Genomic DNA, 26,982 nt, shown 5'->3' on the forward strand with positions numbered 1-26,982 from the left:
CAACAGGGAGGAGTCTAGCGACGGCAGGCGCAATCGCTAAATGCACAAACGCCAACTTTAGGGGTGTTTACGCCAGTTGGTGCGTGTGGGTTTTGAGGAGGGACGTGGGGGATTTTCGTCGCTTCGCGAGGAGCGACAAATGAAAAAGCCGGCCTGGAAAGCCGGCTTTTTCAACTCCAACCAGGAGAGGACTCGGTCACGCAGGCGCGACCCCGGTTTCGCTGGCAAGCGAAACCTTTCGAGTCCCCGCGCAAAGTGCGCAGGCACTTTGCTTCCTGGGCAAAAATGAAAAAGGCCGGCATGAAAGCCGGCCTTTTTAAACTTGTGGTGCCCAGGAGAGGACTCGAACCTCCACGGTGTTGCCACCGCTAGGACCTGAACCTAGTGCGTCTACCAATTCCGCCACCTGGGCACAAGCTGCTTATCAAGCAAGAATGCGATTATAGCGTGCCAGCAGAATGTGTCAACAATTTCTGTGATCATGGCCGCGTTTGCGATCTCATGGCTGAAACAACGGCCGCGCCTCGTCGAATACCTGCGTCAGGTAATCCACGACGGTCCGGATCGGCAGATCCTTGCGGTCCTGCCGCCGGATCAACAGCCAGATCTCGCGCGGCGGCCTGACCGGCCCCATGTGACATAGCCGCAATTCCGCCTCCTGGCGCCCGACATAGTGCGGCAGCAGGGCAAGCCCGACGCCCGAGCGTGCGGCGGCCGCCTGCGCCATGTGATTGTTGGCACGGAACGCCACGCGCGTCTGCGGAAACTGCTGGGCCAGCCAGCCCGAGTCGGGGATGTAGGTGTTGGCCTCGTCGAAACCCACCAGCACCGGCGCGGCACCGCCCTCGATGCGCTCGCACAGCGCCGGCGTGCCATAGAAACCATAGGCCATCGACCCCACCGGCTTCGCAATGAAATCACCGTCCTCAGGGCGGTCGACGCGCACGGCGATGTCGGCTTCGTGCCGCTCCAGGCTGATCGAACGCAGATCGGTGGCGAGATCGATGTCGAGCCCCGGATGCCGTATTGGCACCTCGGCCAGCTGCCGGATCAGGAAGCCCTGCGACAGCGCCGGCGGCGCGTTGACCCGCACCACGCCCTTTGGCGAACCATCGGTGCCGCCGCGCCCGAGCGTCTGCACCGCCGTCTCCATGTCGCTCGCGACGCTCAGCGCGAGCGTGCCGGCCGGCGTCAGCACGTAGCCCTCCGGCCGGCGCTCGGCCAGCTTCTCGCCGAGCGTCGCCTCGAGCGACTGGATGCGCCGCGAAATCGTCGCGTGATTGACCCCCAGCGCCCGCGCCGCCGCCGACAAGCTGCCGTGGCGCCCGAGCGCAAGAAATACGCGGACGTCCTGCCAATCCACCTCTGTGCGTTTTTTCTCAGCCATTGAGAGAGGATAGCGGATTTTGCAACAGCGGCAACCGGCATACGCTACGTCCAACGCAATGCAACACGGTGCCTCGAATGCGAGACGCAAGCTTGACACTCACCCTCGTCGGCGGTCCGGCGGTCCTGATCGAGTTCGGCTCGATCCGGCTGCTGAGCGAGCCGGCCGGTGTCGGTCCGGCCTCGCCGGCCGGCATGGGCAAGCGCGCGAGCAAGGCCGCGGGCGCGGCGCTCGACGCGGTGCTGCTCGGCGACGGCCGGGGTTGCAGGGCGGATCTGGCGGCACGGGTGGCCCGTCTGGCCGCGCCGCCGCGCCGGACTTGTGCGACGCGGCAGGCCGCGGCGCGCCTGGGCGGCAACGCCATCGGCCTTGCGCCGTTCGAGACCAGTCCGCTCTGCCGCGACGACGGCAGCCTGCTGCTGGTCACGGCGACGCCGGTCGGGCACGACGCCGTCGGCGACGAAACGATCGGGTTCGCACTCGGCGCCGATCGCCCCGGCGATCTGTTGTACGTGGCGGGCGCGGCCGTCTGGCATGAAGGCATGGCCGAGGTGGCCGATCGCTTTGCACCGAGGGCCGTGCTGCTGTTCGCGGCGGCGTTCGACGCACGGGGGATCGGGCGTGCCGCGATGAGCGGCGACGACGCGCTGCGGACCGCGCGGGCGTTTCCGGGCGCGACGCTGGTGGCGGCAGGCGATGACGGCCACGCGCGGCCCCCATGCCGTGAGCCGCTCGCGCTCACGTTCGCCCGGGTCGGGCTGGCCGGGCGACTGAAATTCGTCAGGAAGGGCAGGCCGCTCGCGATTACCGGGTGATCGCGTGATGGACTGAAGCAGGTGTTGGAAGCCAGGCCCGTGAGGGCAGGTCCGAAAACGATTCGGATTATTTAGTTAACCTAAGGAAAAGGAGTGTTGTGATGAGCAATCAACCGAAAGTCGCCATCGTGACGGGCGCATCGCAAGGCATCGGCGCAGGCATCGTCGAGGCATACCGCAAGCAAGGGTTCGTGGTCGTCGCGAACTCGCGCAACATCAGCCAGGGCGCCGACGACGGCATCGTCGCCGTGCCCGGCAACATCAGCGACCGCGAGGTGGCGGCACGCGTCGTGAAGACCGCACTCGATCGCTTCGGCCGCATCGACACGCTGATCAACAACGCCGGCATCTTCATCGGCAAGCCGTTCACGGAATACACGGTCGAGGATTTCACCAACGTGCTGAACGTGAATCTGGCCGGCTTCTTCCACGTCACGCAGCTCGCGCTCGAACCGATGCTCGCCCGGCACCACGGCCATATCGTCCAGATCACGACGACGCTGGTGCGCCAGGCGATCGCCGACGCGCCGACGGGCCTCGCGACGCTGACCAAGGGCGGCCTCGACGCGGTCACGCGCGGCCTCGCGATCGAGTACGTGAAGCGCGGCGTGCGTGTGAACGCGATCGCCCCCGGCATCATCAAGACGCCGATGCATCCGGCCGAAACGCATGACGTGCTCGGCACGATGCACCCGATGGGCCGCATGGGTGAAATCTCGGAGATCGTCGAGGCGGCGATGTACCTCGAGCACGCGAACTTCGTGACGGGCGAGACGCTGAACGTGGACGGCGGCCAGCACGCCGGCCGCTGGTAAATCGCACCGTGCAGGGCGGTGCGGCCGCCCTCCGGCACGCGCGGTGCGGCTGCCGGCAGGCACGAGCCGCCGCGCCGCGTGTTGCTACTCACGGGAACAACCTCACAGGAACAACGCCATGCCATACGTCAACATCAAGGTGACCCGCGAAGGTACCGCGCCGGGCGCGACGGCCACCACGCCGGAGCAGAAGCAGGCGCTGATCAAGGGCGTCAGCGACCTGCTGTTCGAGGTGATGGGCAAGCCGCCCCACACCACGTTCGTCGTGATCGACGAGGTCGAGCTCGACAGCTGGGGCGTGGGCGGCGTGACCACGCCCGAGTGGCGCGAGCAGCAGCGCAAGGCCGCGACGGGCGAAACGAAATAGCACGCGTCGGCGGCCCGGCGCCGTCCGGCAGCCGCCTGCGGTACGATGGCGCGCGAAGGCTGTCACGCACCCCGCGCCGGCCGGGCGCCATTCACTACGTCATTCGATGGAGCATGCACTCATGGGCAACGGGCAAGACACGCGTATCCTCGATCTGTTCGGCATCGAACTGCCGGTCATCCAGGCGCCGATGGCGGGAGCGACCACGGCCGCGATGGTGATCGCGGCGAGCGAGGCGGGCGGCCTCGGTTCGCTGCCGGCCGCGCTGCTGTCGGTCGAGCAGATGAAGGCCGCGCTCGACGAGATTCGCGGCGCGACGCGCAAGCCGATCAACGTCAATTTCTTCTCGCATACCGATCCGGCGCCGGACCCGGCCGCGCAGATGGCGTGGCGCGCGGCGCTCGCGCGCTATTACGTCGAGCTCGGACTCGATCCGGCCGAGCCGGTGCCGTCCTCGAGCCGCGCGCCGTTCAACGACGCCTACTGCGAGATCGTCGAGGCGTACCGGCCGGAAGTGGTCAGCTTCCATTTCGGCCTGCCCGAGGCGCGGCTCGTCGAGCGCGTGAAGCGTACCGGCGCGCGCGTGATCTCGTCGGCGACGACGGTCGCGGAGGCGCGCTGGCTCGCGGAGCGCGGCGTGGACGCGATCATCGCGATGGGCTACGAGGCGGGCGGCCATCGCGGCAATTTCCTGTCGGACGACATGTCGACCCAGGTCGGCACCCTCGCGCTCGTGCCGCAGATCGTCGACGCGGTGCCGGTGCCGGTGATCGCGGCGGGCGGCATCGCCGATCCGCGCGGCGTGCGGGCCGCGTTCGCGCTCGGCGCGTCGGCCGTGCAGGTCGGCACGGCCTATCTGCTGACGCCCGAGGCGAAGGTCAGCGCGTTCCATCGCGAGGCGCTGCGCACGGCCGGCGAGGACCAGACGGCGCTGACCAACCTGTTTACCGGGCGCCCGGCGCGCGGCATCACGAACCGGCTGATGCGCGAGATCGGCCCGATCTCGGCGGCGGCGCCGGTGTTCCCGACTGCGGGCGGCGCGCTGGTGCCCCTGCGCGCGGTGACCGAGAAGGCCGACAAGGCGGATTTCAGCAATATGTGGGCGGGGCAGGCGGCGCGGCTCGCGCGCGAGATGTCGACGGCGGAGTTGACGCGGTATCTGGTTGGGGCGTGGGATTAAGGTGCGTTTGTTTTGTTGATTTGTCGCTTCGCGAGGGGCGACAAATGAAGAAGCCGGCTTGGAAAGCCGGCTTTTTTAGCTTTAACCAGGAGAGGACTCGGTCACGCGGCGCGACCCCGGTTTCGCTGGCAAGCGAAACCTTTCGAGTCCCCGCGCAAAGTGCGCAGGCACTTTGCTTCCTGGGCAGGAAATGAAAAAGGCCGGCATGAAGCCGGCCTTTTTAAACTTGTGGTGCCCAGGAGAGGACTCGGTCACGCAGGCGCGACCCCGGTTTCGCTGGCAAGCGAAACCTTTCGAGTCCCCACGCAAAGTGCGCAGGCACTTTGCTTCCTGGGCGGAAATGAAAAAGGCCGGCATGAAGCCGACCTTTTTAAACTTGTGGTGCCCAGGAGAGGACTCGAACCTCCACGGTGTTGCCACCGCTAGGACCTGAACCTAGTGCGTCTACCAATTCCGCCACCTGGGCACAAGCTGCTTATCAAGCAAGACCGTAATCATAGCAGCGCGGATAATTGTGTCAACACCTTTTTGCATCGCAACCGTGATCGGCCCGCTCATGCGCCTCGTGCCCCGTTTCGCGGCTTTCGGCGCGGCGGCGGGTGATAGAATGGCCCGCAACCTGGCGTCCGATCGTTCGAACCGGACGAGTAGTCCACGCAACGAGAACAACCATCGACAAGCCCTTGAGCAAGTATCCGTATCCCATCCCGAGCCGCGAAGAAATCCTCGGCGTGCTGCGCACGAGCGACGCCCCGCTGGCCGCGAACGACATCGCCGAAGCGCTGTCGATCAAGCGCCAGGAGCGCGAGGGCTTCTTCCGGCGCGTCGCCGCGATGGAGCGCGACGGCCAGATCCGGCTCGACAAGCGCGGGCATTATCAGTTGACCCATCCGTCGAATTTCGTGGCCGGGCGCGTGCAGGGCCATCGCGACGGCTACGGCTTCCTGATCCGCGACGACGGCCAGGACGACCTGTTCCTGCCGAGCGGCGAGATGCAGAAGGTCATGCACAACGACCGCGTGCTCGCGCGGATCGTCGGCTACGACCGCCGCGGCCGCCCGGAAGGGCACGTGGTCGAGGTCACCGACCGCGCCAACAAGCGCGTGATCGGCCGCCTGCTCAACGAGAACGGCGCGGTGATCTGCGCCCCCGAGGACAAGCGGATCGGCCACGACATCCTGATCACGCAGAACCCGAAGAAGGCCAAGGTCGGCCAGGTGGTGGTGGTCGAGCTGACCGAGTTCCCGAGCCGCCACTCGCAGCCGCTCGGTCGCGTCGTGGAAGTGCTCGGCGACATCGACGATCCGGGCATGGAGATCGAGATCGCGGTGCGCAAGTACGGCGTGCCGCACGAGTTCAGCCCGTCTGCGCTGACGGCCTCGGCCGCGCTGCCGGACAAGGTGCGCCCGGTGGACCTGCGCTATCGCGTCGACCTGCGCGACGTGCCGCTCGTCACGATCGACGGCGAGGACGCGCGCGACTTCGACGATGCCGTTTACTGCGAGCCGATGAAGGTCGGCCGCGGCGACGGCTTCCGGCTGATCGTCGCGATCGCCGACGTCTCGCACTACGTGAAGCCGGGCGAGGCGCTCGACGTCGACGCGCTCGAACGCAGCACCTCGGTCTACTTCCCGCGCCGCGTGATCCCGATGCTGCCCGAGAAGCTGTCGAACGGGCTCTGCTCGCTGAACCCGCAGGTGGATCGCTGCGTGCTGGTCTGCGACATGGTGGTGACCGCGCGCGGCGAAGTGAAGGCCTACCAGTTCTACCCGGCCGTGATCCACTCGGCGGCGCGCCTGACCTACACCGAGGTCGCGGCCGTGCTCGGCAACACCAAGGGGCCGGAGGCCGCGCGCCGCGCGGATCTGCTGCCGCACCTGCAGGATCTCTATGGCGTCTACAAGGCGTTGTTCGCGGCGCGCCAGAAGCGCGGCGCGATCGATTTCGACACCACCGAGACCTACATCGTCTGCAACGCGCAGGGCAAGATCGAGCAGATCCTGCCGCGCCAGCGCAACGACGCGCACAAGCTGATCGAGGAATGCATGCTGGCCGCCAACGTCTGCGCGGCCGACTTCATGAAGCGCCACAAGCAGTCGGGCCTGTACCGGATTCACGCGGGCCCGACCGTCGAGAAGCTCGAGAACCTGCGCTCGTTCCTGCGCGGCATGGGGCTCACGCTCGGCGGCGGCGAGAAGCCCCACGCCAGCGACTACGCGGCGCTGATGGCGAAGATCCGCGAGCGGCCCGACGCGCAGATGCTGCAGCCGATGCTGCTGCGCTCGATGCAGCAGGCCGTCTACAGTCCCGACAACATCGGCCACTTCGGTCTCGCCTACGATGCCTATGCGCATTTCACGAGCCCGATCCGCCGCTATCCCGACCTGCTCACGCACCGCGCGATCTACGCGATCCTGTCCGGCCAGAAGTACACGCCGAAGGCGCCCGACGGCGTGACGCTGAACACGGCGCTTTCGCCGCGTGCCCGTGCGATGCAGAAGGAAGACGACGAATCGCGCAGCCGCGCGCGTTCGAACGACGCGATCTGGGAAGAGCTCGGCCTGCACTGCTCGGCCAACGAGCGGCGCGCCGACGAAGCCTCGCGCGACGTCGAGGCCTGGCTCAAGTGCTATTTCATGCGCGACAAGCTCGGCGAGGAATACGGCGGGATGGTCAACGGCGTGACGCCGTTCGGGATCTTCGTGCAGCTCGACACGCTGTTCATCGAGGGGCTCGTCCACGTCACCGAACTCGGTTCCGATTATTTCCAGTACGACGAGATCAAGAACGAACTGCGCGGCGAGCGTACCGGCATCCGCTACCGACTGTCGGACCGCGTGCGCGTGCAGGTCGGCCGCGTCGATCTCGACGCGCGCAAGATCGATTTCCGGCTGGTGCGCGACACGCCCGTGAAGGCGCCGCGCGGCGCGGCCCCGCTGCCGGCCGAACGTGGTGCGCCGCGCGTGCGGGCGATGCCCGGCGTGACGAGCGAGGACGAACCGCCGGCGGGGCGCCGCAAGGCCGCCGCCGGCAGCACGGTCGCGCCCGCCGCGAAGGACGCGCGCGCCGCGCATCCGGCCGCCAGGAAGAAGGGCGGCACGGCGGCCAAGTCGCCGGCGAAGAAGGCGCGTCCGCGCAAGAAATATTGACCCCGCGGCCGGCGCCGTCGCGCGCCGGCCCGGGCGGTCGATGAATCGAAGACGCCGCGTTGTCCGGCCGCGAGGCCGGCAACGCGGCGCTTCCGTTTGCAATGCTCGCGAGGCGTGCCGGCCGCGCCTCGCGTCAAGATGAAGGTTGGTCAGTCATGTCACGTTTGAAGGTTCTCTACGGTTTTCACGCGGTCACCGCGCGCTTGCGGCACGATGCGTCGACGGTTGCCGAGGTGTTGTACGACCAGACCCGGCGCGATCGCCGGATGACGGATTTCCTGCAGACCGCGAAGGAAGCGGGCGTGCGCCTGATCGCCGCCGACGAAACGCGGCTGTGGGGCCTCGCGCATACCGAGCGCCATCAGGGTGTGGTGGCGCGCGTCGAGGATCTGCCGCTCGCGCAGAACCTGGCCGAACTGCTCGACGGCATCCAGGGCCCGGCGCTGCTGCTGGTGCTCGACGGCGTGACCGATCCGCATAATCTCGGCGCCTGCCTGCGGGTGGCCGATGCGGCCGGCGCGCACGCGATCATCGCGCCGCGCGACCGCGCGGTCGGGCTCAACGCGACGGCCGCCAAGGTCGCGAGCGGCGCGGCCGACACCGTGCCCTACATCACGGTGACGAACCTCGCGCGCGCGCTGCGCGAGCTGAAGGACGCGGGCGTCTGGGTGATCGGCACGGCCGACGACGCGCCGGCGAGCCTCTACGAGACCAAGCTCGAAGGCCCGGTCGCGCTGGTGATGGGCGCCGAGGGCGAGGGCATGCGCCGCCTCACGCGCGATACCTGCGACGACGTGATGAACATCCCGATGGCTGGCAGCGTCGAGAGCCTGAACGTGTCGGTGGCGAGCGGCGTGTGCCTGTACGAAGCCGTGCGCCAGCGGCGCGTGGCTGGCGCCGCGAAGTAAGCCGGAGAGGCCGGGGCGATGAAGACGATGCCGTGGTCGATCACGCGCCGGCCCGCGCCGGCAGCGGGTGGCGCCGGCCGGCGCGGCGGCGCGCTCGCGGCGCTGCGCGTGCTTGCCGCCGGGTGCCTCGCGGCGGCGCTGGCCGCCTGCAGCTCGCCCACGCTCGTCGATCACGGCAGCTACGTCGCCGATACGAGCCACCCGGCGCGCGGCGCCGATTCGCGCGTGCGCTTCCTGGTGCTGCACTACACCGAGGCGGACGACCCGCGCGCGCTGTTCGTGCTGACCCACAACGACGTCAGCGCCCATTACCTGATCCCGAGCCACCCGGCGTACCGCGACGGCAAGCCCGTCGTGCTGCAGCTGGTGCCGGAGGGCGAGCGCGCGTGGCATGCGGGCGTCAGCGACTGGCAGGGCACGACCGAGCTCAACGCGGCCTCGATAGGCATCGAGATCGTCAATGCCGGCCCGCTCGACGCGCCGGCGAACCGGACCTGGCAGGCCTATTCGCCCGATCAGGTCGAGGCGGTCGTGACGCTCGCGCAGGACATCGTCGCGCGCTACCGGATTCCGCCGACGCGCGTGGTCGCGCACAGCGACATCGCTCCGCAGCGCAAGATCGATCCGGGTCCGGCGTTCCCGTGGCAGGCGCTCGCGCGCGCCGGCGTCGGCGCGTGGCCCGACGACGCGACCGTGGCCGCGCGGCTGGCGGGGCGCGCGCCGGGCGACCCGGCCGACGTGCGCGCGCTGCAGCTGAAACTCGCGCGCTACGGCTACGACGTGGCGACCGACGGCGTGCTCGACGCGCGCACGCGGCGCGTGTTCGCGGCGTTCCAGATGCACTTCCGGCCGGCCGACTACTCGGGCAAGCCGGACGCGCAGACCGACGCGATCGCGCAGGCCCTGCTCGACAAGTATTTCCCCGGCGCGGGCGTGCCGGCCACGGCGCCGGTTTCGGCACCGGCCGCCGCGACGCGTCCCGGCACGACGCCGTAATTTCCGCGCGTTTCCCGTTCGTCCCGCGCGTCCTCGCCCGTTTCCCGGCCCGGCGCCCATCGCCGGGCCGGCCGTCGCGCTTGCGAGTGCATCCACTCTTGCGTCCGACGTCGCATCCGCTTCGCGCGGCGAGCCGACTGTCGCGCCGGCGCCGCGCGGGCGACGAAAATCGACGCCATGCCGAACGACTCCGGTAAACTCGCCGCTTTCGCAATCAGCGCTTTCCCCCTCTCCATGACTCAAGACGAACTCAAACGCCTCGTCGGCCAGGCGGCCGCCGACTACGTGCTGGCGAACGTGCCGGAAGGCTCGGTGATCGGCGTCGGCACCGGCTCCACCGCGAACTGCTTCATCGACGCGCTGGCCGCGATCAAGACGCGCTACCGCGGCGCGGTATCGAGCTCGATCGCCACCACGCAGCGCCTCGAAGCGCACGGCATCCGCGTGTTCGACCTCAACCAGATCGACGGCTTGCAGGTGTACGTGGACGGCGCCGACGAGATCGACGCGAGCGGCGCGATGATCAAGGGCGGCGGCGGGGCGCTCACGCGCGAGAAGATCGTGGCCTCGGTATCGGGCACCTTCGTCTGCATCGCCGACGCAAGCAAGCGCGTCGCGACGCTCGGCGCGTTCCCGCTGCCGGTGGAAGTCGTGCCGATGGCGCGCACCGCGATCGGCCGCCGGCTGACCGCGCTGGGCGGCGTGCCGGTGCTGCGCGTCAAGGGCGACGGCACGCCCTACCTGACCGACAACGGCAACGAGATCCTCGACGTGGAGGGGCTCGCCATCACCGATCCGCGTGGGCTGGAAGCCACGATCAACGGCTGGGCCGGCGTGGTCACGGTCGGTCTGTTCGCGCAGCGCGGCGCCGATCTGTGCCTGCTCGGCGGCGCGGCCGGGGTGGAAACGATCGATTATCGCGGCGATTAAGCGGGAGTTTAAAAATCAGCGCGACGCGATTTTCGATTTTCAAGCGGCGCGCGCGAATGAATCACCAGCCGCAAACGTTTTGCGATACTGACAAATTGCCCGACGGCGTTTCCCAAGCCTGTCGGGCATTTTTTTGCTATAGGATATCTAAACGAAATCCTAAGAGGGATTACCCTCTCAGGTGTTTACTAGATAGCATTGCGACCGCGAACTCAGCAATGTATCGAACATACGAACAATAGTGGCGCGTACATTTCCAATAAAACGAGAGAAAAGGGGCCGGGCCGAACTGCGGGGGCAGTACGCCAACACAGATACGTAACGGGGAGATCTCGTATGGAACAGGCAAAAGACAGGTCGCTCGTCAGCAAGGTGATGGACGGGCTCGTCACAGGGATAGTGGAAGACAAGTACGGCGGCATCCTGCCGCCGCAGGACGTGCTGTCGAGGGATTTCGACGTCAGCCGGACGGTGATGCGCGAGGCGCTGTCGATGTTGCTCGCGCGTGACATGCTCGACGTGCGTCCGAAGGTCGGCACGCGCGTGAGGCCGATGCGCGACTGGCGCATGATCGACGAGGACGTGGTGAGCTGGCGCTTCCGGGCGAAACCGGACCCGCAGTTCATGCGCGACGTGCTCGAATTCCGCATGCTGATCGAACCGCGCGCGACGGGGCAGGCCGCCGAGCGCGCGAACGCGGCGGAGATCGCCGGCATTCGCGAAGCCTTCGAGGCGTTCCGCTCGCTCGAGCCGGGCGAGGCGAACTACGACGCCGCCGACGAGCTGTTGCACGCGCGCATCGTTCACGCGAGCGGCAACCAGTTCTACCAGCAGATGAGCGCGATCATCTGCGGCGCGCTGCGGCTGGTGCGCGAGCAGACGGCCCGGCGCGAAGGCAGCCACGAGCGGCTGGTCGGCCTGCACGAGCGCATCGTCGTGGCGATCGAGCAGCGCGACGCGCGGGCGGCGGAAGCGGCCGCGCGCGAGCTGATCGACCTGACGACCGAGGCCCCGTGCCATGCGCCGGCGGAGGCGCGCGTCGCGGGCTGAGGCGAGCCGGGACGGACCGAAGCGGGGGCGGGGCGGAGGCACTGCGGGGCGGCGCGGGGGGGACGACGGCCCCCGCCGGCCGTTATCATGACGGCCGGCCGCCGGCTTTGCCGGCGTGATTCCCTGTCCAACTCCGATCCCGATGACCGCTCCTTCCTCTCAACCGATCCGTTTCGGCATCGTCGGCGCGGGCGCGATCGCGCGCCGCTTCGCGCAATCGCTGACCCATGTGGCTCACGCCTCGATCTCGCAGGTCTGGGCGCGCCGCCCGGAAGCGGCCGCCGCGTTCTGCGCCGAACTCGGCGGCACGCCGGCGGCGAGCTTCGAGGCGCTCTGCGGGTCCGATCTCGACGCGATCTACATCGCGACCCTCAACGACAGCCACGCGCGTTACGCGCTCGCCGCGCTCGCGGCGGGCAAGGCCGTGCTCTGCGAGAAGCCGGCCACCGTCAACGCGCGTGAGCTCGACGAGGTTCTGGCGGCCGCCACGGCGGCCGGGCGGCTGTTCATGGAGGCCATGAAGCCGCCGTTCTATCCGCTCTACCGGCGCCTGCGCGAGCACCTCGCGCGCGATCCGATCGGCGTGATCCGGCTGGTGCGGGCCGGCGGCGCGTTCTCGACGGTGCCGGCCGATCATCCGAGCTTCAGCTTCGAGGCAGCCGGCGGCGCGCTGCTCGACATCGGCATCTACGAACTGTTTCTCGCGGTCGACTGGCTTGGCGAGGCGCGCGAGGTGCAGACGCTCGGCCGCGTCGGCGCGAGCGGCGTGGACGTGTTCGCGAGCCTGAACAGCCGTCATGCCGAAGGCGGCATCGCGCAGCTGTTCTGCGGGCTCGACGTGATGGGGCGCGGCGACGCGCTGCTCGGCGCGGCGGGCGGGACCGTGACGATCCACGAGAACTGGTGGAACCCGGCGAAGGCGACGATCCGTTACGCGGACGGCCGCGTCGTCGAACTCGACGAACCGTTTTCGGGCGGCGGCCTCAACTACGAGACCGAGCACTTCTGCGCGCTGCTGCGCGAAGGGCGGCTCGAAAGCCCGGTGATGACGCACGCGCATTCGCGCCACATGATCGCGCTGTGCGACGCGGCACGCGCGGCGCTCGGCGTGCGGTTCGCGGCCGACGACGCGAGCGCGGGCTGACGGCGTTCGGTTGAAAGCGGTCGGCCTTGCCGGGATCGCGCCGATACCCAAGCCGCATCAGAGCCGGCGCAGGCCGCTGGCGTCGGGCCTCAGTGCCGCCCCGGCAGCGCGAGCCGGCGCTCCCACCAACGCTGCACCCACTCGAGGATCTGGCACAGCACCCAGTAGACGGCCGCGGCCGCGAGATAGAGCGGCAGCGGCTGGAAGGTCGAGGCGATGATCTCCTGGGCGCTGCGCAGCAGCTCCGTGACGGTGATCACCGAGACCAGCGAGGTGTCCTTGATCAGGCTGATGAGGCTGTTCGACAGGCTCGGCACGGCGATGCGCAGGGCCTGCGGGCCGATCACGTAGCGCAGCGTCTGCCCCCATGACAGGCCGAGGCTGTACGAGGCGAGCCACTGGCCGCTCTCGATGCCGTTGATCGCGCCGCGCATGCTTTCGGACATGTAGGCCGCGACGTTCGCCGACAGCGCGATCACGCCGGCCGGCGTCGGATCGAGCGAGATGCCGAGGCTCGGCAGGCCGTAGTAGATGACGAAGATCTGCACCAGCAGCGGCGTGCCGCGCATCAGGCTCACGTAGACGCGTGCGATCGCATTGAGCACGCGGCTGCGGGCGATGCCCATCAGCGCGAGCCCGACGGCCGCGATGAGCCCGAACACCATCGACAGGACGGCGAACTTGACGGTCAACACCGCGCCCTGCGCAAGCACGGGCAGCGAATCGACGAGCAGGGAAGTGATCGACATGTGGAGCGGGTGAGGCGGGCGCGAAAAGCGCCATCATAAACCGACGATATAAAACGAAGGGCGGCACCGTCGCCGGCGCCGCCCTGCAAGCGCGCACGCGGCGCGGCGGGACTTACTTGATCGGCTTCGACACGTCGATGCCGAACCACTTGTCCGAGATCTTCGTAAAGGTGCCGTCGGCCTCGAGCTGGGCCATCGCGTCGTCGATCGCCTTGGCGAACTGCGGGTTGCCCTTCTTGAACGGGATCGCCGACGGATCGCCGGCCTGCAGCGTCGCGCCGGTACGCAGCGGCAGCTGCGAGTTCTTCAGCAGGTAGGCGAGCATCAGGCGGTCGTTGAGCGCCGCGTCGAGGCGGCCGGCCGCGAGGTCACGCAGATACTCGGGCGCGCCCGGGTAGGTCTTCACGTCGATGCCCGGCACCGACTTGGCCATGTCCATGTAGTTCGTGCCGAGGCCGACGCCGAGCTTCTTGCCCTTGAGGTCGTCGAGCGACTTGAACTGGCGCGTATCGTCCTTGCGCTGGATCAGCTGCGCGGCCGAGTACGTGTAGGCCGGCGAGAAGTCGAGCACTTCCTTGCGCTTGTCGGTCTCGCCCACCTGGTTGACGATCACGTCGAACTTGCCTGCCTGCAGGCCGGCGATGATGCCGCTCCATTCGGTCGTGACGAACTCGGGCTTCAGGCCGAGCTTGGCGGCCACGGCCTTGGCGATGTCGACGTCGTAGCCGACCAGGTCGCCCTGCGGCGACTTCGAGTTGAACGGCGGGAACGTGCCTTCGAGGCCGATGCGCAGCGTGCCGCGCTGTTTGACCTGATCGAGCAGATCGGCCGCGTGCGCGGTGGCGGCGACGAGCGACGCGCCGATCAGGCCGGCGGTCAGGAGCTTCTTCAGCAACGCAATCTTCATTCTGTTCCCTGTAATGCCCGCAGCGGGCGTTGACGATAGCGGCGCATCATAGCGAAGCACCGGCGCGAGCCTAACTATCGTTTGTTCATTTCCATATAACCGCGATATCAGCCGCGCGCGATGGCACGCACGCAATCGGCGACGAGCGGCGGCCCGCGATAGATGAAGCCCGTGTAGAGCTGCACCAGCGACGCGCCCGCGGCGAGTTTCGCACGTGCGTCGTCGCCCGAAAAGATGCCGCCAACCCCAATGATCGGCACCGCGCCGCCGAGCTCGGCGTGCAGCTTGCGGATCACCTCGTTGGATGCGTCGAACACCGGCCGCCCCGACAGGCCGCCCGCTTCCTCGGCATGCGGCAGACCCTGCACGGCGCTGCGCGAAAGCGTGGTGTTGGTGGCGATCACGGCCTCGATGCGATGGCGCAGCAGCAGCGCGGCGATTTCCTTGACCTGTTCGTCGTCGAGATCGGGGGCGATCTTCAGCGCGAGCGGCACCAGCTTGCCGTGCAGGTCGGCCAGGCGCGCCTGCTTGTCCTTCAGCGCGGCGAGCAGCGCGTCGAGCTCGTTCGAGCCCTGCAGCTGGCGCAGGTTCTTCGTGTTCGGCGACGAGATGTTGATCGTCACGTAGCTCGCGAACGGGTAGACGCGTTCGAGGCAATAAAGGTAATCGTCGGCCGCGCGCTCGATCGGCGTGTCGGCGTTCTTGCCGATGTTCAGGCCCAGTACGCCGCGATAGCGCGCGGCCTGCACGTTCTGCACGAACTGCTCGACGCCGTGGTTGTTGAAGCCCATCCGGTTGATCACCGCCTCGGCCTGCGGCAGGCGGAACATGCGCGGGCGCGGGTTGCCCGGCTGCGCGCGCGGCGTGACCGTACCGACCTCGATGAAGCCGAAGCCGAGCGCGGCGAGCCCGTCGATGCAGGCGCCGTCCTTGTCGAGCCCGGCCGCGAGCCCCACCGGGTTGCGGAACGTGAGGCCCATCACGGTGCGCGGCGCGTCCGGCACGCTCGGCGCGAGCAGCCCGGCCACGCGGGCGCGGCCGGCGGCGCCGAGCAGGCGCAGCGTCAGGTGGTGGGCGTCTTCCGCGTCCATCCGGAACAGGGACGCGCGGGCAAGCGGATAAAGGGAGCTGAACACGACGGGAAGGGCGGGGCCGAAAATTGATAACCCGGCATTTTAACCGAACGGCGGCCCGGTCCGGCCGCCGTGGCCTCAGCGCGTGCCGCCGTGGCCGGCGGGCAGCGGCGCGCGCGCGAGCGCCGCGTCCACCGGCGGCAGGTCGACGGCGGTCGGGTCGAGCGGTTTCCAGCGACCGTCGATGAGCCCTTCGAGCGGCCGGAAGTTCGCCTTGTAGGCCATCTTCGGGCTCTCGCGGATCCAGTAGCCGAGGTAGACGTAGGGCAGGCGCAGGCTGCGTGCCTGCTCGATCTGCCAGAGGATGTTGTAGGTGCCGTAGCTCGTGTTGCCGTCGTCGGGTTCGAAGAACGTGTAGACCGACGAGAGGCCGTCGCCGAGGATGTCGATCATGCTGATCATGCGCAGCGTGCCGGGCGTGGGCGTGCCGTGTTCGCCCGGCATCGGGTCGCGGAATTCCACGAGCCGCGAGTTGATCCGGCTTTGCAGCAGGAACTGTTCGTACTGGTCGCGGCTGTCGCGATCCATGCCGCCGCCCGCATGCCGCGCGGACTGATAGCGCATGTAGAGCGCGTAGTGTTCCTCGTCGTAGTGCAGCGGCGAGACGGTGGCCAGCAGCGCGCGATGGCGGTTCCACATCTTGCGCTGGGTGCGGCCCGGCGTGAACGCGTCCACCGGCACGCGCACCGGAATGCAGGCGCGGCAGCCGTCGCAGTAGGGGCGATAGGTGAACACGCCCGAGCGGCGAAAGCCAGCCTTGACGAGCTCGGTATAGATGTCGGAATTGATCAGGTGGCTCGGCGTCGCGACCTGGGAGCGCGCGACGCGGCCGTCGAGATAACTGCACGGGTAGGGCGCGGTGGCATAGAACTGCAATGCCGAAAGCGGTGAAAGCGGCAGCTCAGTGGGATGAGTCATGGGCAGCTCTCGAAGCGGACTGGCGCGTCAGCGGGCCGGGCGCGCGGCGCCGGAACCCGTCGCGCTCCGTGCCGGACCCGAACGGATTCCGCAGGCCGGCCCGGCGCGATGGCTCGCCACGCGGGCGGCGCGGGCGCGATGGGCAGCATGCGCGGCGACCGGCATGGCGGGCGACGCGTGCGGGCGGCGGATCGTCAGGATCGGCATCGGATAGCGAGTCGGATGGTGCCGGCCTCGGCGGACGCCGGCCGGTCGGATGTCGATAAAGGTAACATGAAAATTGTCGCACCGAGGAGTCTTCGCGGGGTTCGCGCGTGCCCCCCGGAAGCGGCGCGGGGCGGCCGATTCGGCGCGATTTTGTGACGGCTGGCGTGCCCGGGGGGCGGGCCGGTCGCGCCCGGACCTCGCCCTGACCTCGCGTGGCCCGCGGCGGCTTCAGCCAGCCACGGCCGGCCCGGTCAGGCGCGCGAGCACCTGCTTGTCGAAGCGCCACGGGATGCCGGGCTCGCCGGTGGTGGCGCGCACGTGCGCGACGAAGCGCCGGCGCTCGATTTCGCGGCCACCGAGCGAGGCGAGGTGGCCGGTGTTCTGCTGGCAGTCGATCATCTCGACCTCATGCTCGAGCAGATGCGCGACGAGCGTCGCGAGCGCGATCTTCGAGGCGTCGGTGGTGCGCGCGAACATCGATTCGCCGAAGAACATCCGGCCGAACGCGACGCCGTAGAGGCCGCCCACGCGTTCGCCGTCGAGCCAGGTCTCGATGCTGTGCGCGTTGCCGGCGCGATGCAGCGCCGTGTAGGCGTCGACGATCTCGTCGGTGATCCAGGTGCCGCGCTGGCCCGCGCGCGGTGCCTGCGCGCAGGCCCGCATCACGGCGGCGAAATCGTCGTCGACGCGGACTTCCCAGCGCGCGTCGCGCATCACGCGGCGCAGCGTCTTGCGGAACGTGGTCGAGACGCGGAACTCGGCCGGCACCAGGATCATGCGCGGGTCGGGGCTCCACCAGAGCACGGGCTGGCCGTCCGAGTACCAGGGGAAGATGCCGCGATGGTAGGCGTCGGCCACGCGCGCCGGGTGCAGTTCGGCGCTGGCGGCGAGCAGGCCCGGCGCGCCGCTCGCGTCGCCGAGCGCACGCTCGACGGGCGGGAACGGGGCGTCGGGGGCGAGCCAGGGAACCATGCCGGTGCCGCGGATCAGCCGTTGCGCAGCGAGCGGAAGATGTCGCCGGTATGCACGCCGAACGAGCCGGCTTCGCGATCGGCGAAGAACAGGCGCAGCGTCTGGCTCACGGTGGGAAACGCGATGTCGTCCCACGGAATGTCGGCTTCGTCGAACAGCCGCACCTCGAGGCTTTCCTCGCCGGCCGAATAGTCGGGATCGGTCAGGCGCGCCAGATAGAACAGATGGACCTGATGCACGTGCGGCACGTTGAGCAGCGTGAACAGGTTCTGCACCTCGACGTGCGCGCCCGCTTCCTCGAGCGTCTCGCGCGCGGCGGCCTCCGAGGTGGTCTCGCCCATTTCCATGAAACCCGCGGGCAGCGTCCAGTAGCCGTAGCGCGGCTCGATCGCGCGCCGGCACAGCAGCACCTGATCGCCCCATACCGGCACCGTGCCGACCACGTTGCGCGGATTCTGGTAGTGGATCGTGCCGCATTGGTCGCAGACGAAGCGTTCGCGGTTGTCGCCGGTCGGGATTCGCGCAACGACCTCGTGGCCGCAGACTGAGCAGAATTTCATGGGAATGGGGAGCGAAAGGGTGATGCGAGTGTATCACCGGGCGGGGCGATTCCTGAACAGCGGAGGGGCGACGGGAGAGCGTCGGCGCGCTGGCGGACAAACCCGCTGCGATAACGGAAGTCCGGCGCGGAAGCCCGGCGCGACCAGGCCGGAAATCCGGTGCAAGTCGATGATGAGCGGGCAATGCAATACCGGCGCCCCCAAACGAAAACGGGCCACGAGCTTTGCGCTGTGACCCATCATCGATTCGACTTGGTTGCGGGGGTAGGATTTGAACCTACGACCTTCGGGTTATGAGCCCGACGAGCTGCCAGACTGCTCCACCCCGCGTCCGTCAGAAGAATTAAATTATAGGGTGTTCCCGGACAGCGTGCAAGCGTTTTGTTCGATCCCGTCATGGTGCGTCGAGCGCCGCACCGCTAGGCTAGAATCTTTCGGCCACGCAGGGTTGCCGTTTCGAACCCGGCTTCAGACCTTTTCACCATCGGGCAGCGCACCCGCCTGCGATGCGCGGCCCGCTTCGACGATCTTCATGGACCTCGCTCACGATCTGCAATCCATCCTCGTTCAGGAACATACGCTCGTCTTCCCGCAGTTCGATACCGGCCGCGCCTGGGCGCTCGGCGTGCGGCTGCGCGAGATGGCGGTGGCGCGCGGCCACGCCGTGGCGATCGACATCGGCACCTTCGGCCAGCCGCTGTTCTTCGCGGCGCTCGACGGCGCGACGCCCGACAACCTCGCCTGGATCACGCGCAAGCGCAACACGGCCGCGCATTTTCGGCGCAGCTCGTATGCGATCGGCCTGCGCATGAAGCAGGCCGGCACCACGCTCGCGGCGAAGCACGCGCTGCCGGCCTCCGAATACGCCGAGCATGGCGGCGCGTTTCCGCTCGCCGTCGCGGGTGTGGGCGTGATCGGCACCGTCACGGTGTCGGGCCTGCCGCAGCGCGCCGATCACGAACTCGTGGTGGAGGCGCTCAGCGCGGAACTCGGCCATTACTACGCGACGCTCGCGCTCGCGAGGGAGGCGGCGCAATGAAGCTGCCCGCTCATGCATGGCTCGCGATCGCGATCGTCGCCGAGGTGATCGGCACGTCCGCGCTGCGCGCCTCCGAGGGATTCACGCGGCTCGTGCCGACGCTGATCGTGGTGGCCGGCTATGCCATCGCGTTCTATGGTTTGTCGCTGACCTTGAAGAGCATGCCGGTCGGGATCGTCTATGCGATCTGGTCGGGCGCCGGCATCGTGCTGATCACGCTGGTGGCGATCGTGCTGTACAAGCAGGTGCCGGACCTGCCGGCCGTGATCGGGCTTGGACTGATCATCGCGGGGGTCGTCGTCCTCAATCTGTTCTCGAAGATGCAGGCGCATTGAGTCGTGGCACACGTCGCACGCCGCTGGCGCGGCGGCGGGTTCAGTCGTCGTAATCGTCGTCGGACATGAACGCGCGCATGAACACGAGCGCGCCCCAGCCCCAGACCGCGTTCGCCGCGAAGCCGACCGCGAGCGGCGAGAGCATGTTGCCGGCCGGCCAGATGCCGCGCAGCGGATCGATCACGAACACGCGCGCGGCCGTCGGCACGAGGCCGCCGAACACCAGCGCCTGCACCCACGGCGCGCGCCGCTCGGGCGCCACGCGCAGCAGCCATGCCATCAGGATCGCCCAGCACGCGCCGATGAGCGCGTTGACGATGAATTCCGGCATGCCGAGCGGCGCGAACGGCACGACCGAGAAGCCGGCCGTCTCGATGAGTCCCGCCGCGTGCAGCAGCGCGAGCGTCGCTTCACGGAAGAACAGGGCGGCGAGGAAGCCGGACAGGAACGGCAGGATGACTTTCTGCATCGGAAAGAGCGTGGTGGGCGCGGCAATCGGCCGATTTCACGGGCGGTTCGGTTCGGGTTTGCCATTATAGGGGCGCACGCCGCGGTCCGATCGCCCACGCGTCGCGATATTCGCTGCAGCAGCGCGCAAATCACGAAAGCGGAAAACCTAAGTTGAAAAAAATCGTTCCTAAACGATGACCCCCTCCCTAGACTGATTTCCCAGAGACGGTAGTGCCGTCCCCCGCGCAATCGCGAGCTCGCCCGCCGCGCGGATCGATCCGGCGAGCCCCATTCCCGGCAGACGTTTTTCGTTCGATGTGCGCCCCGCGCGCGTCGAGGGAATCGCTTTGCCCGAATTTCGCAAGAACAGTCAGGCAGGAGCATCAGATGAATGTGTTCTGGTTTATTCCGACCCACGGCGACAGCCGCTATCTCGGCACCTCCGAAGGCGCGCGCGCGGCCGATTACGATTATTTCCGGCAGGTCGCCGTGGCGGCCGACACGCTCGGCTACGAAGGCGTACTGCTGCCCACCGGCCGTTCCTGCGAGGATGCCTGGGTGGTGGCCTCGAGCCTGATTCCCGCCACCCGGCGGCTGAAATTCCTGGTCGCGGTGCGTCCGGGGCTGTCGTCGCCGGGCCTGTCGGCGCGCATGGCCGCGACCTTCGACCGGCTCTCGGAAGGGCGCCTGCTGATCAACGTCGTGACGGGCGGCGACACGACCGAACTCGAGGGCGACGGTGTGTTCGTCGATCACGACACGCGCTACGAAATCACCGACGAATTCCTGCACGTCTGGCGCGAGCTGCTCGCGAAATCACACGACGGCGCCACCATCGATTTCGACGGCAAGCATCTGCAATCGAAGGGCGGCAAGCTGCTCTATCCGCCGGTCCAGCGCCCGCATCCGCCGCTGTGGTTCGGCGGCTCGTCGCCGGCCGCGCACGCGATCGCGGCCGACCACATCGACACCTACCTGACCTGGGGCGAGCCGCCCGAGGCGGTCGAGAAGAAGATCGCCGACATCCGCGCGCGCGCCGAGGCACGTGGCCGCCAGATCAAGTTCGGCATCCGCCTGCACGTGATCGTGCGCGAGACGGAAGAGGAGGCATGGGCCGACGCGGACCGCCTGATCAGCCGGCTCGACGACGCGACGATCGCGCGTGCGCAGAAATCGTTCGCGAAGATGGACTCGGAAGGGCAGCGCCGCATGGCCGCGCTGCACGGCGGCAAGCGCGGCTCGCGCCAGGAACTCGAGGTCTATCCGAACCTGTGGGCCGGCGTCGGCCTCGTGCGCGGCGGCGCGGGCACCGCGCTGGTGGGCAGCGCCAAGCAGGTGGCCGAACGGATGCGCGAATACGCGTCGCTCGGCATCGAGACCTTCATCCTGTCCGGTTATCCGCATCTCGAGGAATCGTATCGCTTCGCCGAACTCGTGTTCCCGCTGATCAACAAGAGCGGGAGCGAGGGCGCCAGGCACCGGGCCGGCCCGCTGTCGGGGCCGTTCGGCGAGGTGATCGGCAATCACTACGCGCCGAACGCGAGCCAGAGCTGAGCGGAGGCACGACGATGGCAACTCCGACACTTCAGAACCGGCAGGGCGCCGGCCGCGGCGTGGTGCGCGGCGTCGCACTGAGCGGCTGGCGCGCGATCGCGCCGTGGCTCGTGCCGATCGCACTGGTGCTGGCCTGGGAACTGGCCGCGCGCACCGGTGCGCTGTCGACGCGCGTGCTGCCCGAGCCGCTCGCCGTGGTACGCGCCGCGTGGTCGCTGATCGAATCGGGAGACATGTGGGCCAACGTCAAGGTCAGCACCTGGCGCGCGCTGGTGGGTTTCGCGATCGGCGGCGGCGTGGGCCTCGTGCTCGGCCTGGCCACCGGGCTGTCGAAGGCGGCCGAGGTCGCGCTCGATTCGACGATCCAGATGATCCGCAACATTCCCGCGCTCGCGATGATCCCGCTCGTGATCCTCTGGTTCGGCATCGACGAGAAGGCCAAGCTGTTCCTCGTCTCGCTCGGCGTGTTCTTCCCGATCTACATCAACACGTACCACGGCATCCGTTCGGTCGACGCGAACCTGATCGAGATGGCGAAGAGCTACGGCGTGAAGGGCTTCGCGCTCTATCGCGACGTGATCCTGCCCGGCGCGCTGCCGTCGATCCTGGTCGGCGTGCGCTTCGCGCTCGGCCTGATGTGGGTGATGCTGATCGTGGCGGAAACGATTTCCGCGCAGTCCGGCATCGGCTACATGACGATGAACGCGCGCGAATTCCTGCAAACCGATGTGGTGGTGGTCGGCATCCTGCTGTACGCGATCCTCGGCAAGCTCGCCGACGTGCTCGCGAAGTGGCTCGAACGCGCGACGCTGCGCTGGCACCCCGCGTATCAACCGGGAGCGAAATCATGAGCTCGACCACGCTGAATCCGACCTATGGCCCGATCGCGGGCGCCGATCTCGAGGCCGAACTCGCGCAGTCGCGGACCGCCGACGCGCACCGCCAGGATGCCGCCGTGCAGGAGCGCGATGCCGGCGCCCATGTGGTGCCGCTCGCGCGGCGCCGCGGTAACGGAGCGAGCGGCGAGGCCGGCGGCGCCAGCCTGCGCAGCGCCGATCATTCGGTCGAACTGCGCCAGGTCGGCAAGCAGTACGGCGAGCGCGCCGTGCTCAGCGATTTCAACCTGTCGATCGAACGCGGCAGCTTCGTCGCGATCGTCGGCCGCAGCGGCTGCGGCAAGTCCACGCTGCTGCGTCTGATCGCCGAACTCGAAAGGCCGACCGGCGGCACGCTTGTCAAGCGCACCGAAACCGGCGCCGCGCTCGACACGCGGATCATGTACCAGGACGCGCGGCTGCTGCCGTGGAAGACGGTGCTGCAGAACGTGATGCTCGGCCTCGGCCGGCGCGCACGCGACGATGCGCGCGCCGTGCTCGACGAGGTCGGCCTGCTCGAACGTGCCAACGACTGGCCCGCGCAGCTGTCGGGCGGCCAGCGCCAGCGCGTCGCGCTCGCTCGCGCGCTCGTGCATCGCCCGCAGCTGCTGCTGCTCGACGAGCCGCTCGGCGCACTCGACGCGCTCACACGTATCGAGATGCATGCGCTGATCGAGCGGCTGTGGCGCGAGCATCGCTTCACGGCGCTGCTCGTCACGCACGACGTGCAGGAGGCGGTGGCGCTCGGCGACCGGATCCTGCTGATCGAGGCGGGCAGGATCGCGCTCGATCAGCCGGTGCCGCTCGACCGGCCGCGCGCCCGCGCCTCGGCGTCGTTCGCCGCGCTCGAGGACCGCGTGCTGCAGCGCGTGCTCAAGGGCGGGCCGGTGCTCGATGCGCCCGACGCGTTCGAGCCCGCGCCCGCCACCCGTATCCGCTGGGCGGTATGACGCCGCCCGGCTCCGTTTGACTGATCTTTTCGGAGCGAATCCCCAATGAGCATCATCGCCATCAACGTACGCAACCAGTTCAAGGGCAAGGTCAAGGAAATCATCCGCGGGCCGGTGGTGTCCGAAGTCGACGTCGATACGCCGTTCGGCATCGTCACCTCGGTCATCACGACGCGCTCCGTCGACGAGCTGGAGCTGAAGGTCGGCGCCGAAGTCGTGGCGCTCGTGAAATCCACCGAGGTGTCGATCGCGCGCCTCTGAGCCTTGCGCGCCGCGCGGGGCGGTTCGCGCCGGCCCGGCGCCGGCCGGTACTGTCATGCATGGCAGCCGCCAGGCGTTGGTACGGCACGTGCCGGTATCTTCATTTTGTAGTGCTAGGATCGAAACTCCCCCACGACGGAGGCGATCCATGTTTCCCGTACTCAGTCCCGACGCGATCGACGCGCTGAAATGGCTCGACCGGTTCGGCGGCCTTCGCCCCATGCCTTCGCAGTTCGCGCCCCTCATCGACGGCTTGCTCAACGACGGTTATGTTTACCAGAGCGGCGCCGGGCTCGTCGACCTGACCGACGACGGCCGGGCGTATTTGTCGGAACAATTCGACTGATCGGTAACGATCGGACGCGACTCGGGAGGACGAATATGGAAACCACAGGACGTGATCTCGGCAATGTCGCCGAGGTGTACAAGGGCTATCGGCTCGAAGTGCGCACGGAGCAGGTCTGGATCGGCGAGAAGGCGCACTACCGCGTGCTGGAAGGCGATGCCGAGCTGATCGGCTGGCGGCTCGTGCATGTCGACGGCGTCTGGCTCAGCGAGCGGCGCGTCGTCGATCAGGTGCTGGCGCTGGCGCGTGCGGCCGTCGATCGCGAACTGGGCGGCGCGCGAGCGGCCTGACGCCACGGATGCGGCACCGGCGCCGGTTGATCGGGCGCCGGTGCCGTCGCGCGTTCACCAGGCCAGGCTCGCGCCGCAAGTGGACGAGTGGTCCGGGCCGGTGAAGCAGTAGGTGCTCGTGTTCTTCGAGCGCGGCTGGATGGAAATCGATCGTTCCGGCGCGACGTATCGATGAACCTGATACGGGAATTTTCCATGCAGGTCCATACGGTCCTGATTCATCTGGGTCTTGATCGATTCGCGAATCAGGTCGGCCTGCTTGCGCTGCTGGTCTTTCTCGATCTCGTCGTATCGTTTGAAGAGGGCGCCGCCGGTGCCTTCGGTGGATTCAGGCGCGGCGCCGGCGGCGAAACTCACGCCGATCAACAGGGAAAAAATGAGCGGGAATCGCATGGTTTCTCCTTGAGGCGAGATCGGTGATCGGTCGACCGATAAAAAATAGAACGTCGATACGGTCGCATATTGTCGGGACCCATCGTGCGGCCAACCATCAAGACCGCTTGATTTCACGCCGAAAATCGAATTAGTCCGACCAGCAACTGCAGGTTTGCCGCGCGGCGATTCGGCTGTCGGTTAGGCATGTGTTTTCATCGACTTTCGAACGAGTTCGATGGAAACCATCAAGAGCGCCTTTTAGGCTCGGCGATATTCGACATGGAGCGATTCCGCGATGTCGATGTTCACCGCTTCGCCAAAGGGGGCACGAAGATGAAACGCATGGGGATGGCCATTTTGATCGGCATGTTTTCGGTGGGGGCGTTCGCTCGGCAGGGCGGCCCGGTTTCACCCGGCGGCTTTGGATCGCCCGGTGGCTTCAAGGGGCCGACGCCGGGCCTGACGACGGTCGCTCAGGCCAGATCGTTGCCGGACGATGCCTGGGTCGTGCTGGAAGGGCATATCGTCAAGCAGATCGGGCATGAACTGTACGAGTTTCGCGATAAAAGCGGCACGATCCGCCTCGACCTCGACGACAAGCGCTGGATGGGGCAGACCGTGGCGCCGACCGACAAGGTGCATATCGAAGGCGAGGTCGACAAGGACTGGAACAGCGTGGAGATCGACGTCAAGACCCTGCGCCTGATGCAATGACGCCAGCCGGGCGATCCGCCAGGGCGTGACCGGGTTCGCGCATGGCGCGGCACCGGCAGGTTCGGCGGATTCGCCGCGCATCACCTATACTTCCATCCTCGCGTTTTCCGGGTGATGGTGCCCATGCGGTTTGCGGTATTCCGCGGAAAAATCAGTGCATGCATCATGGCGTCCGATTACGGAGCGCCGGCAGACACGACGGAAAACGGCAGCGAACCCAACATGCCAAACGGGCAGCAACACCTTGACTGAAAAGAATTTTTCCGCGAAATCCACGCCTCGCCGCGTGTCCGTCGCGCCGATGATGGACTGGACGGACCGCCACTGTCGCTCCCTGCATCGAACGATCTCGCGCCATACCTGGCTGTATACGGAAATGGTGACGACGGGCGCGCTGATTCATGGCGACGTCGCGCGCCATCTCGCGTTCACGCCCGACGAGGCGCCCGTCGCGCTGCAACTGGGCGGCAGCGAACCCGACGATCTCGCGAAATCGGCCAAGCTCGGTGAGAACTGGGGCTACGACGAAATCAACCTGAACTGCGGCTGCCCGTCGGAGCGCGTGCAGCGCGGCGCGTTCGGCGCCTGCCTGATGAACGAGCCGACGCTCGTGGCCGATTGCGTGAAGGCGATGCGCGACGCGGTGTCGGTGCCGGTGACGGTCAAGCACCGGATCGGCGTGGATGCCGTGGAGGAGTACGCGTTCGTGCGCGATTTCGTGGGCACCGTCGCGCAGGCCGGCTGCGACGTGTTCATCGTCCACGCGCGCAACGCGATCCTGAAGGGCCTCTCGCCGAAGGAGAACCGCGAGATCCCGCCGCTCAAGTATGACTACGCGTACCGCCTCAAGCAGGACTTCCCGGATCTCGAGATCATCATCAACGGCGGCATCACGACGCTGGACGAGGTCGAGGCGCATCTGGAGCACGTCGATGGCGTGATGCTGGGCCGCGAGGCGTATCACAACCCGTTTGTGCTGGCCGAGGTCGACGCGCGCTTCTATGGCGTGACCGGCGCCGCGCCGACGCGCGAGGAGATCGAGGATCGGCTGATCGCCTACTGCGCCGACGAGATCGCGCGCGGCACCTATCTGGGTGCGATCGTGCGCCATGCTCTCGGGCTCTACCGCGGCGTGCATGGCGCGCGTGGCTGGCGGCGCGTGCTGTCGGACAGCAAGCGGCTCGCGCGCGGTGACTTGGCGGCGATCTTCGCCGAGGCGCGAAGCCACCTAGCGGCCCCCTCCGAAATTTTTTAAAAGAGGGGCTGTACAAAACGAAAAAGTGTCCATATAATCTCACTTCTTCGCTGCTGAAACAAAACGGCAACGAAACGGAAGTAGGCAGTAACCGTGGTGGCTGTAGCTCAGTTGGTAGAGTCCAGGATTGTGATTCCTGTCGTCGTGGGTTCGAGTCCCATCAGCCACCCCAAAGAATTTCCTTAGAAAACAGCGCCTTAGAGGGCGCTGTTTTTGTTTGTGGTGCCGGAAAGCCAAATTCCTGGAAGATGGGGTTCCAGTTTTTGGAAGATCTGTAGCGACGCAGGCAATTTGGCACCGTTTCGCGCACGATTTGACATACTGCAATCGACGGGATTTCGCGAGCAGATT

Annotated in this window: 30 protein-coding genes and 4 tRNA genes; 21 read left to right on the top strand and 13 right to left on the bottom strand. The window is 67.6% G+C overall.

Annotated elements, in window-relative coordinates; all coding sequences use genetic code 11:
* Window positions 1-325 precede the first annotated feature (325 nt).
* Window positions 326-412, bottom strand: a tRNA-Leu gene (locus BpN12_RS23065).
* Between the two features lie 87 nt (window positions 413-499).
* A complete protein-coding gene (locus BpN12_RS23070; RefSeq protein ID WP_246797738.1) occupies window positions 500-1,387 on the bottom strand; it encodes a LysR family transcriptional regulator in 888 nt (295 codons plus the stop codon).
* A gap of 92 nt (window positions 1,388-1,479) precedes the next feature.
* Here BpN12_RS23070 and BpN12_RS23075 point away from each other — a divergent pair, with 92 nt between their 5' ends.
* From BpN12_RS23075 to BpN12_RS23090, 4 genes are all read left to right on the top strand, one after another.
* The gene (locus tag BpN12_RS23075) at window positions 1,480-2,202 is read left to right on the top strand and encodes an MBL fold metallo-hydrolase (RefSeq protein WP_246797739.1); all 723 of its coding nucleotides are present in this window, start codon (window positions 1,480-1,482) and stop codon (window positions 2,200-2,202) included.
* A gap of 101 nt (window positions 2,203-2,303) precedes the next feature.
* Entirely contained in the window at window positions 2,304-3,017 is a 714-nt protein-coding gene (locus BpN12_RS23080) for an SDR family NAD(P)-dependent oxidoreductase (RefSeq protein WP_246797740.1), read from the top strand.
* Window positions 3,018-3,135: 118 nt separating this feature from the next.
* A complete protein-coding gene (locus BpN12_RS23085) occupies window positions 3,136-3,384 on the top strand; it encodes a tautomerase family protein (RefSeq protein WP_246797741.1) in 249 nt (82 codons plus the stop codon).
* A 121-nt stretch (window positions 3,385-3,505) separates the two neighbouring features.
* Complete coding sequence (locus BpN12_RS23090; RefSeq protein ID WP_246797742.1) at window positions 3,506-4,564, top strand: NAD(P)H-dependent flavin oxidoreductase; 1,059 nt, start codon at window positions 3,506-3,508, stop codon at window positions 4,562-4,564.
* A 379-nt stretch (window positions 4,565-4,943) separates the two neighbouring features.
* Here the strand turns inward: BpN12_RS23090 and BpN12_RS23095 are convergent.
* Window positions 4,944-5,030: transfer RNA gene (locus tag BpN12_RS23095), tRNA-Leu, on the bottom strand.
* A gap of 217 nt (window positions 5,031-5,247) precedes the next feature.
* Between BpN12_RS23095 and rnr the strand changes: the two genes are divergently transcribed.
* The 6 genes from rnr (at window position 5,248) to BpN12_RS23125 (ending at window position 12,741) form a co-directional block, all read left to right on the top strand.
* A complete protein-coding gene (rnr, locus tag BpN12_RS23100) occupies window positions 5,248-7,713 on the top strand; it encodes a ribonuclease R (RefSeq protein WP_246797743.1) in 2,466 nt (821 codons plus the stop codon).
* A gap of 155 nt (window positions 7,714-7,868) precedes the next feature.
* Window positions 7,869-8,621, top strand: a complete 753-nt coding sequence (gene rlmB, locus BpN12_RS23105) for a 23S rRNA (guanosine(2251)-2'-O)-methyltransferase RlmB (RefSeq protein WP_042624750.1) — start codon at window positions 7,869-7,871, stop codon at window positions 8,619-8,621.
* Between the two features lie 18 nt (window positions 8,622-8,639).
* A complete protein-coding gene (locus tag BpN12_RS23110) occupies window positions 8,640-9,617 on the top strand; it encodes an N-acetylmuramoyl-L-alanine amidase (protein ID WP_425306362.1) in 978 nt (325 codons plus the stop codon).
* 234 nt (window positions 9,618-9,851) lie between these two features.
* Entirely contained in the window at window positions 9,852-10,547 is a 696-nt protein-coding gene (rpiA, locus tag BpN12_RS23115) for a ribose-5-phosphate isomerase RpiA (RefSeq protein ID WP_246797744.1), read from the top strand.
* A gap of 336 nt (window positions 10,548-10,883) precedes the next feature.
* The gene (locus BpN12_RS23120; RefSeq protein ID WP_246797745.1) at window positions 10,884-11,597 is read left to right on the top strand and encodes a FadR/GntR family transcriptional regulator; all 714 of its coding nucleotides are present in this window, start codon (window positions 10,884-10,886) and stop codon (window positions 11,595-11,597) included.
* A 142-nt stretch (window positions 11,598-11,739) separates the two neighbouring features.
* Complete coding sequence (locus tag BpN12_RS23125; protein ID WP_246797746.1) at window positions 11,740-12,741, top strand: Gfo/Idh/MocA family protein; 1,002 nt, start codon at window positions 11,740-11,742, stop codon at window positions 12,739-12,741.
* A gap of 89 nt (window positions 12,742-12,830) precedes the next feature.
* On the opposite strand, the gene BpN12_RS23130 is transcribed toward BpN12_RS23125, so the two are convergent.
* The 7 genes from BpN12_RS23130 to BpN12_RS23160 form a co-directional block, all read right to left on the bottom strand.
* Window positions 12,831-13,490 carry an amino acid ABC transporter permease gene (locus BpN12_RS23130; RefSeq protein WP_246797747.1) on the bottom strand — a complete coding sequence of 220 codons (660 nt, stop codon included), beginning with the start codon at window positions 13,488-13,490 and terminating at the stop codon, window positions 12,831-12,833.
* A gap of 112 nt (window positions 13,491-13,602) precedes the next feature.
* Window positions 13,603-14,397: a transporter substrate-binding domain-containing protein gene (locus BpN12_RS23135; protein ID WP_246797748.1), complete on the bottom strand. Its 795-nt coding sequence runs from the start codon at window positions 14,395-14,397 to the stop codon at window positions 13,603-13,605.
* 107 nt (window positions 14,398-14,504) lie between these two features.
* A complete protein-coding gene (locus BpN12_RS23140) occupies window positions 14,505-15,533 on the bottom strand; it encodes a quinone-dependent dihydroorotate dehydrogenase (RefSeq protein ID WP_198252421.1) in 1,029 nt (342 codons plus the stop codon).
* A gap of 75 nt (window positions 15,534-15,608) precedes the next feature.
* Window positions 15,609-16,448, bottom strand: coding sequence for an arginyltransferase (locus BpN12_RS23145; protein ID WP_246797749.1), 840 nt, complete (start codon window positions 16,446-16,448; stop codon window positions 15,609-15,611).
* A gap of 435 nt (window positions 16,449-16,883) precedes the next feature.
* Window positions 16,884-17,627, bottom strand: a complete 744-nt coding sequence (aat, locus tag BpN12_RS23150; RefSeq protein ID WP_246797750.1) for a leucyl/phenylalanyl-tRNA--protein transferase — start codon at window positions 17,625-17,627, stop codon at window positions 16,884-16,886.
* 14 nt (window positions 17,628-17,641) lie between these two features.
* Window positions 17,642-18,187, bottom strand: coding sequence for an NUDIX hydrolase (locus tag BpN12_RS23155; protein ID WP_246797751.1), 546 nt, complete (start codon window positions 18,185-18,187; stop codon window positions 17,642-17,644).
* 253 nt (window positions 18,188-18,440) lie between these two features.
* Window positions 18,441-18,517: transfer RNA gene (locus tag BpN12_RS23160), tRNA-Met, on the bottom strand.
* A 202-nt stretch (window positions 18,518-18,719) separates the two neighbouring features.
* Here BpN12_RS23160 and BpN12_RS23165 point away from each other — a divergent pair.
* Together BpN12_RS23165 and BpN12_RS23170 are read left to right on the top strand one after the other, a co-directional pair.
* On the top strand, window positions 18,720-19,226 hold the full coding sequence (locus BpN12_RS23165; protein WP_246797752.1) for a heme-degrading domain-containing protein: 507 nt from the start codon (window positions 18,720-18,722) through the stop codon (window positions 19,224-19,226).
* Window positions 19,223-19,561 (top strand): DMT family transporter, encoded by a 339-nt coding sequence (locus tag BpN12_RS23170; protein WP_246797753.1) that lies wholly within the window; start codon window positions 19,223-19,225, stop codon window positions 19,559-19,561. The genes BpN12_RS23165 and BpN12_RS23170 overlap by 4 nt, the downstream gene beginning before the upstream one ends.
* Before the next feature lie 40 nt (window positions 19,562-19,601).
* On the opposite strand, the gene BpN12_RS23175 is transcribed toward BpN12_RS23170, so the two are convergent.
* Window positions 19,602-20,030, bottom strand: a complete 429-nt coding sequence (locus BpN12_RS23175) for a hypothetical protein (protein ID WP_246797754.1) — start codon at window positions 20,028-20,030, stop codon at window positions 19,602-19,604.
* 368 nt (window positions 20,031-20,398) lie between these two features.
* On the opposite strand from BpN12_RS23175, the gene ssuD reads away from it, so the two are divergent.
* The 6 genes from ssuD (at window position 20,399) to BpN12_RS23205 (ending at window position 24,287) form a co-directional block, all read left to right on the top strand.
* Window positions 20,399-21,565, top strand: a complete 1,167-nt coding sequence (gene ssuD / locus BpN12_RS23180; protein WP_246797755.1) for an FMNH2-dependent alkanesulfonate monooxygenase — start codon at window positions 20,399-20,401, stop codon at window positions 21,563-21,565.
* 14 nt (window positions 21,566-21,579) lie between these two features.
* Entirely contained in the window at window positions 21,580-22,416 is an 837-nt protein-coding gene (gene ssuC, locus BpN12_RS23185) for an aliphatic sulfonate ABC transporter permease SsuC (protein WP_246797756.1), read from the top strand.
* Entirely contained in the window at window positions 22,413-23,390 is a 978-nt protein-coding gene (locus BpN12_RS23190) for an ATP-binding cassette domain-containing protein (protein WP_246797757.1), read from the top strand. The genes ssuC and BpN12_RS23190 overlap by 4 nt, the downstream gene beginning before the upstream one ends.
* A 45-nt stretch (window positions 23,391-23,435) precedes the next feature.
* On the top strand, window positions 23,436-23,651 hold the full coding sequence (locus BpN12_RS23195; RefSeq protein ID WP_013697841.1) for a TOBE domain-containing protein: 216 nt from the start codon (window positions 23,436-23,438) through the stop codon (window positions 23,649-23,651).
* A 148-nt stretch (window positions 23,652-23,799) separates the two neighbouring features.
* The gene (locus BpN12_RS23200; RefSeq protein WP_042624766.1) at window positions 23,800-23,997 is read left to right on the top strand and encodes a hypothetical protein; all 198 of its coding nucleotides are present in this window, start codon (window positions 23,800-23,802) and stop codon (window positions 23,995-23,997) included.
* A gap of 35 nt (window positions 23,998-24,032) precedes the next feature.
* Window positions 24,033-24,287: a hypothetical protein gene (locus tag BpN12_RS23205; RefSeq protein WP_246797758.1), complete on the top strand. Its 255-nt coding sequence runs from the start codon at window positions 24,033-24,035 to the stop codon at window positions 24,285-24,287.
* Between the two features lie 54 nt (window positions 24,288-24,341).
* Here the strand turns inward: BpN12_RS23205 and BpN12_RS23210 are convergent, their stop codons facing one another.
* Window positions 24,342-24,680 (bottom strand): hypothetical protein, encoded by a 339-nt coding sequence (locus BpN12_RS23210; RefSeq protein ID WP_246797759.1) that lies wholly within the window; start codon window positions 24,678-24,680, stop codon window positions 24,342-24,344.
* Window positions 24,681-24,941: 261 nt separating this feature from the next.
* Between BpN12_RS23210 and BpN12_RS23215 the strand changes: the two genes are divergently transcribed.
* The 3 genes from BpN12_RS23215 (at window position 24,942) to BpN12_RS23225 (ending at window position 26,803) form a co-directional block, all read left to right on the top strand.
* Window positions 24,942-25,376: a YgiW/YdeI family stress tolerance OB fold protein gene (locus BpN12_RS23215; RefSeq protein ID WP_280529162.1), complete on the top strand. Its 435-nt coding sequence runs from the start codon at window positions 24,942-24,944 to the stop codon at window positions 25,374-25,376.
* A 301-nt stretch (window positions 25,377-25,677) separates the two neighbouring features.
* A complete protein-coding gene (gene dusA / locus BpN12_RS23220; RefSeq protein WP_246797974.1) occupies window positions 25,678-26,631 on the top strand; it encodes a tRNA dihydrouridine(20/20a) synthase DusA in 954 nt (317 codons plus the stop codon).
* 96 nt (window positions 26,632-26,727) lie between these two features.
* Window positions 26,728-26,803, top strand: a tRNA-His gene (locus tag BpN12_RS23225).
* Here BpN12_RS23225 and BpN12_RS23230 read toward each other — a convergent pair.
* Window positions 26,792-26,982, bottom strand: a 191-nt coding sequence (locus BpN12_RS23230; protein ID WP_246797760.1) for a hypothetical protein, incomplete at its 5' end; no start/stop codon positions are given. The two genes, BpN12_RS23225 and BpN12_RS23230, sit on opposite strands and share 12 nt — an antisense overlap.

Source organism: Burkholderia perseverans (assembly GCF_022870505.1).
Classification (GTDB): Bacteria; Pseudomonadota; Gammaproteobacteria; order Burkholderiales; family Burkholderiaceae; genus Burkholderia; species Burkholderia plantarii.